This window comes from Sphingobacteriales bacterium (genome assembly GCA_016700115.1).
In the GTDB taxonomy this organism is placed as follows: Bacteria; Bacteroidota; Bacteroidia; order Chitinophagales; family UBA2359; genus UBA2359.
Map to the genome: position 1 here is coordinate 5,431,134 of CP064999.1, position 14,544 is coordinate 5,445,677.

9 protein-coding genes are annotated in these 14,544 nt (G+C 43.1%); 6 read left to right on the forward strand and 3 right to left on the reverse strand.

Features of this window, described 5'->3' with window-relative positions:
* Positions 1–6: 6 nt before the first annotated feature.
* A complete protein-coding gene (glgB, locus tag IPM47_19545) occupies positions 7–2,061 on the reverse strand; it encodes a 1,4-alpha-glucan branching protein GlgB (GenBank protein QQS29002.1) in 2,055 nt (684 codons plus the stop codon).
* A gap of 170 nt (positions 2,062–2,231) precedes the next feature.
* On the opposite strand from glgB, the gene IPM47_19550 reads away from it, so the two are divergent.
* Positions 2,232–3,521 (forward strand): acetyl-CoA C-acyltransferase, encoded by a 1,290-nt coding sequence (locus tag IPM47_19550; GenBank protein QQS29003.1) that lies wholly within the window; start codon positions 2,232–2,234, stop codon positions 3,519–3,521.
* Positions 3,522–3,581: 60 nt separating this feature from the next.
* Here the strand turns inward: IPM47_19550 and IPM47_19555 are convergent, their stop codons facing one another.
* Together IPM47_19555 and IPM47_19560 are read right to left on the reverse strand one after the other, a co-directional pair.
* Entirely contained in the window at positions 3,582–5,894 is a 2,313-nt protein-coding gene (locus IPM47_19555; protein QQS29004.1) for a fibronectin type III domain-containing protein, read from the reverse strand.
* A 57-nt stretch (positions 5,895–5,951) separates the two neighbouring features.
* Positions 5,952–6,725, reverse strand: a complete 774-nt coding sequence (locus IPM47_19560) for a hypothetical protein (GenBank protein ID QQS29005.1) — start codon at positions 6,723–6,725, stop codon at positions 5,952–5,954.
* A gap of 275 nt (positions 6,726–7,000) precedes the next feature.
* Between IPM47_19560 and IPM47_19565 the strand changes: the two genes are divergently transcribed.
* The 5 genes from IPM47_19565 (at position 7,001) to IPM47_19585 (ending at position 14,543) form a co-directional block, all read left to right on the forward strand.
* Positions 7,001–7,204: a hypothetical protein gene (locus tag IPM47_19565; protein ID QQS29006.1), complete on the forward strand. Its 204-nt coding sequence runs from the start codon at positions 7,001–7,003 to the stop codon at positions 7,202–7,204.
* A gap of 221 nt (positions 7,205–7,425) precedes the next feature.
* Positions 7,426–8,175 (forward strand): hypothetical protein, encoded by a 750-nt coding sequence (locus IPM47_19570; GenBank protein QQS29007.1) that lies wholly within the window; start codon positions 7,426–7,428, stop codon positions 8,173–8,175.
* A 117-nt stretch (positions 8,176–8,292) separates the two neighbouring features.
* Positions 8,293–9,180, forward strand: a complete 888-nt coding sequence (locus tag IPM47_19575; GenBank protein ID QQS29008.1) for a PepSY domain-containing protein — start codon at positions 8,293–8,295, stop codon at positions 9,178–9,180.
* Positions 9,181–9,225: 45 nt separating this feature from the next.
* Positions 9,226–12,996: a M4 family metallopeptidase gene (locus tag IPM47_19580; GenBank protein ID QQS29009.1), complete on the forward strand. Its 3,771-nt coding sequence runs from the start codon at positions 9,226–9,228 to the stop codon at positions 12,994–12,996.
* Between the two features lie 443 nt (positions 12,997–13,439).
* Positions 13,440–14,543: a hypothetical protein gene (locus IPM47_19585; GenBank protein ID QQS29010.1), complete on the forward strand. Its 1,104-nt coding sequence runs from the start codon at positions 13,440–13,442 to the stop codon at positions 14,541–14,543.
* The last annotated feature ends 1 nt before the right edge of the window (position 14,544 follow it).

The window sequence follows — 14,544 nt, forward strand, 5'->3', positions numbered from 1 at the left end:
TTCCGTTTATTTCTTTGGAGGGTTTTTTCTGACAGGAGTTTTTGCTTTAGCGGGTGCGGGTTTTTTTTCAGGAATCTCCGTCTTTTTCGCGGGTTGTTTGTCCGCTTCGGCTTTCGGTTTTGTTTTGGGCTTTGATTTTTTAGGAACCACGTATTTGAAAACAGACATGCCAAGGGGTGGAAGGGTGGCTGTAAAAGAATGGGTGCGGTAGTTCCAGGGGGTATTGACAACAGGCATCGGTTTTGTGTTTAACACTCCGCTTCCCCAATATTTCGGATCGTCTGTGTTAAAAATTTCTTTCCATTCGCCTGTGTCCAGATTAGTGCCAATCCGGTAGTTTTCGCGAACCATTGGCGTGCAGTTCAGTGCTATGATTAAATCGTTGTCCGGATTTTCTCCTTTTCGCATAAAAACTAAAGTAGAGCCTTTGTAATCGCCAACCTCTATCCAGTCGAATCCTCTTGTATCGAAATTATATTCGTACATGGCAGGTTCATTGCGCAATAATTGGTTTAAATCGGCAATCAATTGTTGAATCCCTTTATGTGGGTCGTAATTTAACAAGTGCCAGTCGAGGCTGCCTCCAAAATTCCATTCGTTATATTGGCCAAACTCACCACCCATAAACAGCAACTTTGCTCCCGGATGGGTAAACATATAAGACATCAGGAGTCTGAGGTTGGCAAACCTTTGCCATTCATCACCCGGCATCCGCCGGATTAACGAACCCTTACCATGTACCACTTCATCGTGTGAAAAGGGCAACATGAAGTTTTCGGTAAAGGCATACATAATGCTGAACGTGATGGTGTTATGGTTAAACTGCCTGAAAAAGGGGTCAATGCTGAAGTATTTCAAGGTGTCGTGCATCCAGCCCATCATCCATTTCATTCCAAATCCCAGTCCCCCTAAATAAGTCGGACGTGATACCAAAGGAAATGCGGTCGATTCTTCGGCAATTGTCTGCACATCTGGGTAATGTTTATAAATAGCTTCATTGAGTACTTTGAGAAAATGAACAGCTTCCAGATTTTCATTACCGCCTTTATGGTTGGGCTGCCACTCGCCTTCGTTTCGTGAATAATCTAAATACAGCATGGAGGCTACGGCATCAATTCTGAAACCATCGGCATGATATTTATCAAACCAAAACAAGGCATTGCTGATCAGAAAAGAGCGGACTTCGTTTCGTCCATAATTAAAAATCAAACTCGACCAGTCGGGATGATAGCCCAACTGAGGGTTGGGATGTTCGTAAACACAAGAACCGTCAAAATTGGCCAAGCCGTGGGCATCGGTAGGGAAATGAGAGGGCACCCAATCTAATATTACCCCGATATTGTTTTGGTGAAATTGCCCGACTAAGTACATAAAGTCCTGAGGAGTTCCAAAACGGGAAGTTGGAGCAAAATAACCCGTTATCTGATAACCCCATGAAGGGGAATAAGGATGCTCCATGACCGGCATCAACTCGACATGGGTAAAGCCCATCTGTTTGACATAGGCTACCAGTTCGTCTGCCATTTCCCGATACGACAGAGAACTGCTTTCTTCTTTCGATTTGCGTTTCCACGATGCAAGATGTACCTCATACACGGAATAGGGTTTGTTGAGGGCGTTGTGTTCGTGGCGTTTTTGCATCCAGTCTTGGTCTTTCCATTCGAAGTTCAGTTCACGCACAACGGATGCAGTGTTAGGGGGCGTTTCACTGTAAAAGGCAAACGGGTCTGATTTGTCGAAGGATAAATCGTAGTTGTAGGAGTAAATCCGGTATTTATAAATATCTCCGGTTTTTACATGGGGTATAAAACCTTCCCAAATTCCGGATGTGTCCCATCTGACATATAGTTGATGTTCCGCATCGTTCCAACCGTTAAAATTACCGACAACGCCGACCTTTTGTGCTGCCGGTGCCCATACGGCAAAGTAAACTCCATCCGTACCATCTAACTGAACAGGGTGTGCCCCCATTTTTTCGTATAATCTGAAATGGTTTCCCGCTTGAAACAGATGAATATCAAAATCGGTAAACAGTGAATGAGCGATTGTTTTGTTGAGCATGATTTTCTTTTACGATTTGCGATTTATAAGAGACGCACGGTCGTGCGTCTCTTCGGGATGCAAAATTACCCTTAATTAAATAGAAAACTGACATAACCCTCTGTTTTTTGTACCTTTGCCCGTCTGTTAACCTTAATATATTAGCTATTGCTAAAAAATGCTCTTAAAAAATGAAAAAAAACCGGATTGTTTTGATTGATGGCTGCCGAACTCCTTTTTTGCGCTCCGGCACCGATTATATGGACATGATGTCTTATGAACTTGGACAGTTTGCCATTAAAGGCTTGTTGCATAAAACAGGACTTGACCCAAACCTTGTAGATGCTGTCATTATGGGAACGGTCATTTCAAATATAAGAACCAGCAATGTTGCGCGTGAAGCAGCCCTAACTGCCGGAATTCCCTATACTGCCCCCTGTCATACCGTAACTATGGCTTGTATTTCGGCAAACAGAGCTATTGCAGATGGCGTTTATGCTCTGATGGCCGGACATGCTCAGGTTGTTGTTGCCGGAGGGGTTGATACTACCTCTGACACCCCAATCGGTTTTTCAAAAACCATGCGCAAAAAACTCTTCAAAGCCCAAAAACTAAAAAGTACGATGGACTTTGTAAAGTTTGCCACGACTTTGCGTCCTACCGATTTTATGCCCGATAAACCGGCCATTGCCGAATTTAGTACCAACCGTACTATGGGTCAGGATTGTGAGATTTTGGCTGCAAAATACGGAGTCAGCCGGCAACAACAGGACGAATTTGCCGTTCGCTCTCATCAGTTAGCCGGTAAAGCTGTTCAAAACGGAAGTCTTGGTGCAGAAATGACCCCCGTAGCAATCCCTCCTTCTTTTATGCCAATCAATAAAGACAACGGCATCAGACCGGAAACTACTTATGAAGGTGTCGCTAAATTAGCGCCTGCTTTTGACCGTCAGTTTGGAACCATCACCGCCGCCAATGCTTCGTTTCTGACCGATGGTGCTGCCGCAGTTTTACTGACTACCGAAGAAAAAGCCGCAGAACTTGGATTGACTCCCAAAGCCGTCATTACCGATTTTACCTTTACCGGACAGGATCTGGAAGAAGAACTCCTGCTTGGCCCTACTTACTCTATTGCCAAACTGCTTCAACGTGCAAAATTACCTTTATCCGGCATAGATGTATTTGAATTGCACGAGGCTTTTGCCGGACAAGTGTTAGCCAACCTCAATTGCTTAGCTTCCGATGAGTTTGCACAACAAAAGTTAGGTCTTTCCAATGCTGTTGGTACTATCCCTATGGATAAACTGAACCTGTGGGGTGGCTCACTTTCTATCGGGCATCCCTTTGGCGCAACCGGTGCGCGTTTACTCACCACCGCCGCCAACCGCCTGATAGCCGAAAACGGACATCGTGCCTTAATCGCAGCCTGTGCCGCCGGCGCTCATGGTCATGCCATGATTATTGAAAGGTATATGCCTTAGTGGTTACAATGATTTCACCTCTTCGAGGTTGTATTTTTGACGGGCATACCGACTTACATTTTAAGGTATGGTCTGCACAACGCTTACTGCTCCTGCTCCCCCTTCGTTCCATTGAACGGTAATCTGGTAAGTGCCTTGTCCCGATAAAATAACACCATCTCCGGTCAAAGACCATTGGTAAGTTGCTCCTGCAAGGTTGGGAGAACAGGTGTAAATCACCGTTTCGGAGGTGCAGGCCTGGGGGATGGATGAGGTAATTGTGGGTTGGCTGATACAGGGCGGATAGAGAATACCGCAATTGTTTTGGTCAATCTGCAGAAACATATCATCAAAATAGGAATCGTTGTCGCTGCCGGCCTCTCTTGTGCCCATGAGGACAAACCTGATTTTACCACAGTCTGCAGGAATCGTATCCGATTGATTAAAATATTCCCAGGTGCCGGAGTGTGAACCATAAGTAGGGGTACTGGAAATAACAACCCCTCCTACGGTCAAAAAGTCGAGCCTGAATTGTGGGAAATCTGTCCCGTTGTAGTCGCTCAAATATCCTCCAAACTTAACAAAAGCATTGCCGGTACTTATGGCGGATGCATATTCATTAACATTCACCTCCTGCCAGCCCTCCCCATAAGGATTGTCTTCACAAACACCACCAACGGCAAACAAACGGGAGCCGGAATGTGCATTGTTGCCGGCACATTGCCCGCTTGTGATAGATTCAAACGAACCTGCTATTTCCGTCCAGTTGTTCGTACTGATTTCGGCACCATTATTTAGCAACAAATTGGGCGATTGGCTGGAACTGCCGGTTTGAAAACTGACAGGCTCACTCCACTCGCTCCAGGCAAGGCTTCGGTCGCGGTAGCGAACCCTCCAGTAGTAGGTAGTGTTGGGCTGAAGGGTGTTGATATGTTCATTTTGCAGGTCATCGCCGGCTTGGGTATCTATGTTGCGGTATTCGTTTTTGTATTGCCTCCATTGGTCGGTTTGAAGGTTGGTAAACCCGGCATCGGTAGCAATCTGCCATTGAGCAGCACCTTGTAAGTCTTCGTCAGGGTCGTTGTATGCACTTGCGGTAAACAACACCGTACAATCGGGAGAAATGAGGTCATCCTGAGCAGGGAACCAGGCAACTGGCCGAGTTGGCGCATTGTTGTAGCGTTTTATATATACACTGTCGCGCAGCACATTATCGAGAACGGCATTTTCGTTGCCCCGACTGATGCGTTTCAGCACAAACCGGGGGTTATCTCCTGCATGAACAGAAGCCCAGACAAAACCATAATCGTCCTGACTCACCACATGTTCGGGGTAGTCTGTTTGAGCAAACTCGTCCCAATAATCAATATTCCCTCCGGCAGTAGCCACATTTACCATCACATGATTGTGGTTTTGGCTATGCCCCCTTGAGTAGGCATGGGTATGCCCGTAAAAGTGAACACTGGGTTTGCCGCATGAGGTAGAGAAGTTTTCCATGATAGAGATGATTTGGCCGGTGTAATCGAGATTGCCCGCCGGCCAAAGTTCGGAATGATGGGGATGGTGCATTTGGGCAAAAACAAAATCAATATCCGTATCGGCACAGGCATCGTTCAACACTGTTTGAAGCCAGTCTAACTGAGTTTGTATCCGATAACCGGTGTTTGAATCCAAGCCGATGATGCGCACGTTAGAGTAATCTTTATACCACCAGTGTTCTTCATAACCGGATGTGCCGTTTTGTGGCAGTTGAAAATATTTGAAGTAGGTAGCGGTATTGACCTCGTGATTGCCCAATACGGGGTAAACAGGGATGTACTTGAGCAGGTTTTCGGCCATATTGAAAAACGTGTTTTTCCATTGGTTGTAGTCCAGTCCGTTGTCCACCAAATCACCCGGTAACATTAAACAAGCAATTTCGGCAGGCAAATCATTGCTGCTCAGGTCAATCACATAGTCTATGACCCCATCGTTACAGATTTCGTAAAACTTATTGGGGTTTCCGCCGTCTTGCTGCATATCGCTCATCAATACGATGTTAAAAGACTGTTCGGCGCTTTGAAGGGGCGGGGTAATGAAGTGGTAGATTTCGCTGACCATGCTACCGGTTTTTACCCTGTAATAATACCGCTTATTGGCATCCAATCCCGTCAGTTGAACGGTATGTATTTGTGTGAGCAGCAATCCTGTTTGAGCAGTTCCGTTAGTAGTATTCCCAAGTTCGACGGTTAACCCCCACTCCACAATACTTTCTGTATTAATTGAGGTTTCCCATAAAATATAGATAGAATTAGGTTCCGCATCCTGAAGATATGGTTTGACCAATAGCGTTTGTGCATCAACTGCAAAGAATCTGAACAGAAATAAGCAAGAAGTTAAGAGTAGGCGATTCATGGGAAATATTGAGGTGTTGAATGTTTGAGGGATGTTTGGTGGTGGATATGGTTTTGCTTAGCCATTCATTTTATCTTTATTCCAATTTAAAGGGTTGTTTTCAATATAATATGAAATGGTGTGGTATTCCAAATCATTCCTGATGATATGGTCGTGATAATTGGGTTGAAAAAAATGATTATGACGATTGTATTTTGGAATTTTCAATTGACGTTCGTCAATATTATCATCAATTTTTGTATTTACGGCAGATTTAAAACCCGCAATGAATGATGAAATGGATTTGGGTAACCGAACGGGTGGGTTGCGTTTGATGGATGATAAATCGGGGGGTTCGATGGGTAGAGACACACGGCCGTGTGTCTGTACGGATTCGATGGATTCGATGGATTCGATGGATTCGATGGATTCGATGGATTCGATGGATTCGATGGATTCGATGGGTAGAGACACACGGCCGTGTGTCTCTACGTGTGTCAATTCATTTCCCGTTTCAATTACCAATTCATTTCCCGTTTCGTGTGTATCAACATCATCCCCCGCCAAACCATCACGATTTTCATTGCAAATTTCAATAATGGTGTGTAAATGGTTGGGCATTAAAATAAATTGGTGCAATATTAATTCATTCCGAATTTCAAATGATTTAAACCATTCCTGTTCCACGATTTTCCCAAAATCTGATAATATCATTTCGTTGTTTTCGATAATGCCCAAATTACATTCCCTGTTTTGTGTTACAATGGTTAGAAAATATAGACCATCGGCCGAATAATCCCAATTGGGTTTTCGGTGCGATTGTATCCGGTATTTATTTCTGTATTTATCCATTAAAAAACATTTTTTTCTAACATTTCTTCTTAGTTGATACACACGGCCGTGTGTATCAACACGGCCGTGTGTATCAACCCACAAATAAAACCAATTCCAGTTAAACCGCCAAAGGTTACATAAATTTCAATCTATTTACCTCCCCAACACAAAAAAGCCCTCGCCATTTTGGGAGAGGGCTTTTTGTAAATGACATTCCTTTCAAATCATAGCTTTTCCACCTCAACCTTCCCTTCGGTACGATATTTAGCGGCAGCACCACCCTTACCTATCGGGTGGGGTATGATGCACAAGTAAGCATTTCCATGTTCAATGGTCAGGGTATTTTAGTGGACTCGCCCATTCAACAGGAGTTCCGTGCCGAAGGGCAGTACAACATGACCCATTCCCCGCCTTCCGGTTTGCCGCAGGGGGTTTATTATTATGTGCTGTATGTGTGCGAACAGTATATTACGAGGGTGGCGATAAAGATTGATTAGCCCTGTCTAAACATGCAGTCCGGCGGTTTCTTTTGACCGGAAAAAAGCCACAGATTTTGTTGTTCTATCAAAATACTGCCGCAATTGGAACAAACATCAACAAAAACACTTATTTTCACAAAGTTTTTTTTGTTAACGGACAGTTTTGACATTCGCCATAAAAATTTCGTGCCGCCAAACAAAAAACTTTAACCATTTCTTACACGCAAACACCGGTAAAATTGAAAACACCATCAACATCAGCCTGCGTTTATTTATTAGTTTTGTGTATTGTCGCCGGCACATTGTCGGGCTGCGGCAGTTGGTTTGCCAAACGGCAGGCAGAAGAAAAAGGTAAATCGGCGCAAAAGATGATTGTTGATGTGCCGATTACTGTACAAAATCAACCAACTTACCTATGCCCAAAATTATTGGCGGGAAGCCGAAGCACTTCGACTAACAATTTTTTGTATGTTTTAGATACAAGCGATATCAACTGTATAGCCACTAAATGGCAGGATTTATTTGGAGAAGGCAAACTGTTTCCATTTAGGAAAGAAGATAGCCTTGCATTTGAACGAAAAGACAACATGGTTTGGAACAAACAATGGGACGAAAATTATACATATAAACAGTACTACAAAGGTATTCCGGTTGAAAATTCACGAGTTATGCTGAATTTTAAAAACGATAAAATAATACGCTTGGTAGGCACGTATTTCCCCAATCTCGACATAGACACAACGGGCATGATAAGTAAGGAAGAGGCAGCAAGAGTGGTGTTGAAACAGCGCAATATTCCAGACAGTCTGTACAACAAAGTCCTACCCTCAATGCTTAGACTTTCGAACATAGGTGTATTGCCGAGTTACAATAAAATATTTTATGCTTTCCGGTTTTACGTGGGTTCGGATAAAGGTACTTGGATTGTAAATGCGGTAACAGGGCAGTTTCACAGTTATGTTCTACCCGATTGGAACAATACCTATTAAAATACTTAATATTACACCGAATTTATCGTCCATAAACAGGCAGTGCGTCCGGCATAAAAATTTAGTGCTGCCAAACAAAAAAATTTAATTGTTAATTTCACGCAAACACAGTTAAAAATGAAAACACCATCAACATCGGCCTGCATTTATTTATTAGTATTTTGTATTGCTGCTGGCACATTGTCGGGCTGCGGCAGTTGGTTTACTCATAAGAACGCACAAGGCAACAAGCAAAAAGAACAAGAAAAAGATCCTGCAACACTACTGAACAACAAAACGGCAGCAATTCCCCTTGACTCTATAATCTTGAGAACCGAAACAGACGTAACCGGAGGGGCAAGCGGGTATATAAGATATTACTTTGACACCACTAAGCTAAAGTATTTCCCCGATTTGAATGCACAAACTATATACACTAATCCGGAGTATAAGAAGGCCTTGTTTGGGTGGGGAGACGATTATACCGTAAAATCTACCTGGCTATATTACAAAGGCATTCATTATTATCGTTTTACATGTTCGGCACATGAAAGAAATGGCAAGCTAATCACTGCAAATGGCATAAAATTCATACCTTTGGCCGACCCCTCCGATATAAAAATCAGCCCCGAGCAAGCCATAGAAATCATGCTGGCGCAAGATTATCCAACAAGGAAAGAAGAATATCGCACCAGATATTTAGATTCGTTGGGGTACATTCCGGCTCGTATGGATTCTATACTCAGGGAATATCCTTATGATTTTACAAAAGACTATTTACCAAATGCTATGTTCCCATGGGAAACAAAAAATTCGGATAAAGTAGATGTATCTAAACACTATGCTTATCCAAAACCCAAATTAATATATTTAGCTTCGGCAACACCGGAAAGCCCGCTTGTTTACAGAGCTGAATTGCAAACGCTACGAAATTCATGGGAAGTATATATAGATGCCGTTACAGGAAAAGTATTGATTAAATACAGGCAAGATGATCATTTTACCTGCGACCCCATAGTACCCTAGAACTATACTGCTGATTATTTATATTATTATAACAGTACAAGCCCAATGCCAGTTATTCCTGTTTCTGTTTGTAATTTTGGTTCATGCACAGAATATCGGTTATCTACTGACAATTTGCAAGTTTTTTGCCAAAGCGGATTTTTTAACGGTTGGGTAGCTAACCCCCGCCAGTCATTTATAGATTGGACATTAAACGGACCAGATATTGAAAACAAACATTATTCGCCGGCTATAAACATTAGTAATATAACTTTGCCAAGCACAATTGACAACGGAGACGGAGCGGCTACTTTTGGCATAGTGGCGGGGTCGGGCAGCACTACTTTTACTTATTCCGGCACGCAAATACTTACAACCATCGGTTTGGTTAGCAGCAGTATTCCTATAACAATAAGCGGTCAGATTGCAAACAACTTGACTGCGGGCATTTATGAACTTACCCTAACCGATGATAATGGCTGCGTATATACTGAATATGCGGCGTTAGGCATGCAAGGCGGCCCTGACGTAACGGGCAACGTAACCGAAGCGGCAGATTGCTATAATAATACAGGCAATATTCATTTATCTGTTGCAAATGTAGCCAGCTTTGGCGGGCAACTGCCGCAAATATGGATTAAGGGACCGTTTAATACTGCCGGATTTGTTGTTCCTCCTATTTTTGGCATAACTGACAATAACTACGAATTTGATTTGAAACAATTTAATGATCCGATTAGCGGTACTGAAGATCATTATCCGCTGCCTCCGGGCAATTACGCCATATTAGTACTCAATCCCTACAACAACACGGTTGGAGGTTTCAATATACGAATTAACTATCCGGCCGGAGGCTGCGAAACAGAACGCAGGATATTGGAAACCGCCCATTGGGCTATTGATAGAACCCAAAACATATTTAAGGGAGACAACAGCGCAATAAATGGAGGTACGGGCATAAATTTGCAGTTCCCGTCAAGTATTCAAATACAATATGGGGCAACTGTATATACTGATGGTTATTGTCAGTTAACCAATTCGCCCCACCCCATTTGTGTTGGTTTGGTTAACGATGCCAATTATAACGCAAAATTTATACCCAATACCATTGTTGGGCCCGAAATGGCAAACAACGGTAAAACGCTGTTTAAAGTAACCCGAGGAATTTCAGCAACATATCCTACTGTAAGTTTGGATGTAATGGCACACGAATACGGACATGCCCTTAACCGATATGGAGTAAGCGTATCTGCAAGCACAACGGATTCCGAAGCCGAAGCCATTAATGAAGGGTTTAGCGATATAATCGCATGCATTGTGGAGTCAACCTGTAAACCTTCTACTGACCCGAATATATGGATTATAGGCGATGCGTTTCCAACATCTTTTCCCAAACGAAATATTGCCAACCCGAACACAAACCACTTTCCTGCCATATATGAAGGTCAGTATTGGAACCCAACACCGGACGATGAGGCTATATATGGTCTTCAATACATCAGGTCAAGCGTATTTGCTTATTGGTTTTATTTGTTGGCAACCGGCGGTTCTCAAACCGTAAATGGCATTTCTTATACAGTAGAGGCAATAGGTATGGAAAATGCGGCAAAAATAATCTTAGCCGCTTTTGTAGATGAAAGTTTTGATCTTAGTATCCCTGCAAACCAAAACTACCATGGTCTTTGCGCCGCCACCATAAAAGCTGCCGATGCCCTGTTTCCTGCTGATAGCGAGGGCAATTGCAGCTCGCAGTTGAAGCAAGTATATGCAGCATGGAAAGCGGTAGGCGTTAACTGCCCAATGCCGACGGGTATCATTTGTACTTTATGCTCAGAAGTTGAACCCGAAAATGCTATTTGCGACAACCACCTCCCCTACATCCAATCGGTGCAGATTAACGATATTGCCACCGGCTACATCATAGCCCACCAAAGTTGGGAGCTAACCGAAAGCCAAACCCATCTATGCCTTGTCAACAATATTGAACCCGAACAAACAACAGATTTAACACAGGGGCTGTTTTTAACCGTCGTTACTTCCGAGCCAATGAGTAATTTAGCATTTGCAGGTGCTGTTGCTCCAACCGGAATTATCTATTACTCAGGTATCAATCAGGTTTCCGGTAGTGGAACTAACTGGTTTTTTACATTATCGTCCTTTAATTTAGCGGGGTTTGACAGCAACACTGATTATAAGCTGCGATTTAGCGGACAAGATTTGGCGGGCAATGGCCTGATAAGTATGCATGAATATGAGGGTGCTAATTCTACCCCTCCTTGTATTGCTACAAATGCCTTGCCTTACAAAGATACCAATGAAAATTGGGTGAATTATATATCCGGGTATGACAAATCCTTTGGATTTACTTATAGATGCAACTTATCCGTCGAGCTTCTCATAGTATGTAATTATACAAGTACGACATCTTCCGTGTATTTCGATATAAATATTACTTCGTGTGCTGAAGATGAAGTAACTTGGTTAGCTCAGATGGATTGGGATGGAGATGGCAATTTTGACCAAGAAAGCTTTGTAAACAATTCAGTCAATATGGGAACTTCAATACTTTACAATTCGACAAGCAATGGGCAAGCACAACTTACCTTTACGAACACTATAACGGGTGAGCAGTTGGTGTTGAATGCCTATTGCAATGATATTCCCGTTTCCGATGAATGTGAAAATGCCCCTCCCGATTTTGATGATTCCACTTTCTCCCAAAATCCTCATTATTGTTTGGGAGAATCTGTCTGCATCACCTACTATGTTACCGATCTTAATCCTATTGAAAACGTAGCTTGTTCGGTTGCAGACGCAACGCACACCTACCAGTCGGGGTATCACCATAATCCCGATGCCCCAAATTATGATGATGCCTATTATTGGCAATCCGGCACTTTCTGTTTTACACCGACCGCCTCGGATGCAGCACAGGGCGACATAGTTGTTTTCCTTTCGGCAACAGATTTAGTGGCTTCTTCGTGCCAACTAATAGGGCATGCTGCTTGTATTGTTACCAACCTCTGCTGCCCCACCGGCTTCGACTATCCGCAAGAATTGGAAGCAGTTTATGACTGCAACGGCGACCTTTACCAACCCGCAGAAGCAACCGTTACCGCCCTCACCAACGGATGCAACCTCGACTTTACCCTGAATGGAAGTTCCAACCATACCCTGAGCCATCTCGGAGAAGGCGTTTACGACCTCACCCTGTCGTTCAACAACCAAACCTATCTGATTGAAGACGCGATTACGGTTTCGGGCATTTATATGGACGACGGCAACCTGCAAATTACCCACACCACTCAACCCAGCCTTGCCGCCTGTAGCAGCGACCAATGCAACGGACAAATTACCCTATCCGTTGCCGGAGGAAGTGGCAACTATACCTACCATTGGAGCGATTGCATCCCGCCGCCCGGCGAAATGATGTTGCCTTGCAACAGCCCTTTGCGCAATTACCTTTGTACCGGAAGCTACACCGTTACCGTTGCAGACGACCTGACCGGCTGCGAAACGGTTTATACTGCCAATGTGAATCTATACTATCCACCCAACGCCGGCGTTTTGTCCGACAATGAGTTCAGTGTCAGCCCTACGGTATTCAGCGGCAGCACCACCCTGACCTATCGGGTGGGGTATGATGCACAGGTGAGCATTTCCATGTTCAGCAGTCAGGGCATTTTGGTGGATGCGCCCCTTCAGCAGGAGTTTCGCGCCAAAGGGCAGTACAACATGACCCATTCCCCGCCTTCCGGTTTGCCGCAAGGGGTTTATTATTACGTGCTGTATGTGTGCGAACAGTATATTACGAGGGTGGCGATAAAAATAGGTTGAAGGTTGAGAGTGATGAGCTGTTAATGTTGAAGGATGCAGCTAAACCTTGAAAATAAAGAACTGTAATTCCAAGATTACGTTCAGGTGTGTTAAAAAAAGGCTAAAAAGTCGAACGAGCGGTTGTTTTATTGAGCAGCCTCTTGCATGGAAGCAGGTATCCAATAAAAAAACTACCCCATATTGGCACAAACATCAACAAAAATAAGTATCATTGTTCCGGTTATTAAAAAAACAATTCCTGAAATGATGGCACAACAAACACATATAACCCCCCCCCCATATATGTTCGCTTACAGGCAGTTGTAAGCTACACCATCCTGCGCCCTCCTTAGTGCCATACGTTTGTTTATGCCGCTGTTTTAACAACAGTTTATGGTTTGCTTTTTGCCTTACACAGACAGGAAGCATCAGATTTATATTTTATCATTGTAAAAATCCTTTCTATGAAAACCTATTACTTTGTAAAATCCCTCAAACTTGGGTTATTATGGGCTTTGCTTGCAGCCCTGCCGTGTGTGCAAACGCTTATGGCACAATACAGCAACCGAAACATCATTATCACCCCACCCCAAAAACTCAGCGAGGGAGAGGAAGATAATGAGATAGTGTATGAGTACGAATACAACACCTCGCCAAGCGGAAGAAAAACCGCCTCCTCATTCGCTTACAAGGTCCACTTTGTGAGTAAATCGAGTAGAGATACTTGTGCTTCTTTTAATTTAAAAGACCCTCAGAATAATCCATACCAAAATCTGCCTTACAAGGAAAGCAAAACACCCTTGTATTACTATCTGACAGATTTTAAGACCTACGACCTGTCTAAGGAAAACCCAAAAAAAATAATACAAAATTATTTTCCCGAAGCAGAAAGAATTGTCCAAGAAAAAGGCTGCTTTAGCTTAATGGCAACTCAGGTTGAGCCATTGCACCAGCTTAGTTATCTGGAAAAGGATAAAAATTATGTAGCTATTGCATACACATTAATTGCAAAATTGGACCATGATAAGTGTCCGTTTTCAGCTATGGGAGGAGATGACTACCGCGATGTGTTGTTTCAAACTACCATACTTGCAATTAACAATAAAGGCGAAATCATTGCCAAAATTATCAGTAACCGTACAAATTGCAACAGAGTAGAAATTGATAATACCGGCAGATACATAGCTTTCTCTTATGGTAGTGCAATGGAAGACTTTGTAAACGTAGAAGACGGTTACAAAATTTATGACCTAAGCGAACAAATCTTGCTAGTAAACAATAGGGTGCCGCATATTGATGGTTGTGTTTTTAGGTGGGACTTTTTATACTGTTCCTATACAAACCATCAATATGTTCCTACGGCAACCATATATAATTATTATATGTTACCCGAACGGGTGGTATATACAAAATCATTTGAAAGAGGGCAAACACCTACTCTCAAAGAGTTTTGGGATAGATTAATACAGTTTTACCCTAAGACTTCGGGCAACTTGCCTAAAGACTGGAAAAAGCCTGATAGCATTTACTATTTGTTTGAAGAATCTTTTACCAAAGAAAAATTTTAAA

Coding starts and splice junctions, on each gene's coding strand:
- glgB (QQS29002.1), bottom strand. CDS start 2,061: ATGCTCAACAAAACAATCGCTCATTCACTGTTTACCGATTTTGATATT.
- IPM47_19550 (QQS29003.1), top strand. CDS start 2,232: ATGAAAAAAAACCGGATTGTTTTGATTGATGGCTGCCGAACTCCTTTT.
- IPM47_19555 (QQS29004.1), bottom strand. CDS start 5,894: ATGAATCGCCTACTCTTAACTTCTTGCTTATTTCTGTTCAGATTCTTT.
- IPM47_19560 (QQS29005.1), bottom strand. CDS start 6,725: ATGGATAAATACAGAAATAAATACCGGATACAATCGCACCGAAAACCC.
- IPM47_19575 (QQS29008.1), top strand. CDS start 8,293: ATGAAAACACCATCAACATCGGCCTGCATTTATTTATTAGTATTTTGT.
- IPM47_19580 (QQS29009.1), top strand. CDS start 9,226: ATGCCAGTTATTCCTGTTTCTGTTTGTAATTTTGGTTCATGCACAGAA.
- IPM47_19585 (QQS29010.1), top strand. CDS start 13,440: ATGAAAACCTATTACTTTGTAAAATCCCTCAAACTTGGGTTATTATGG.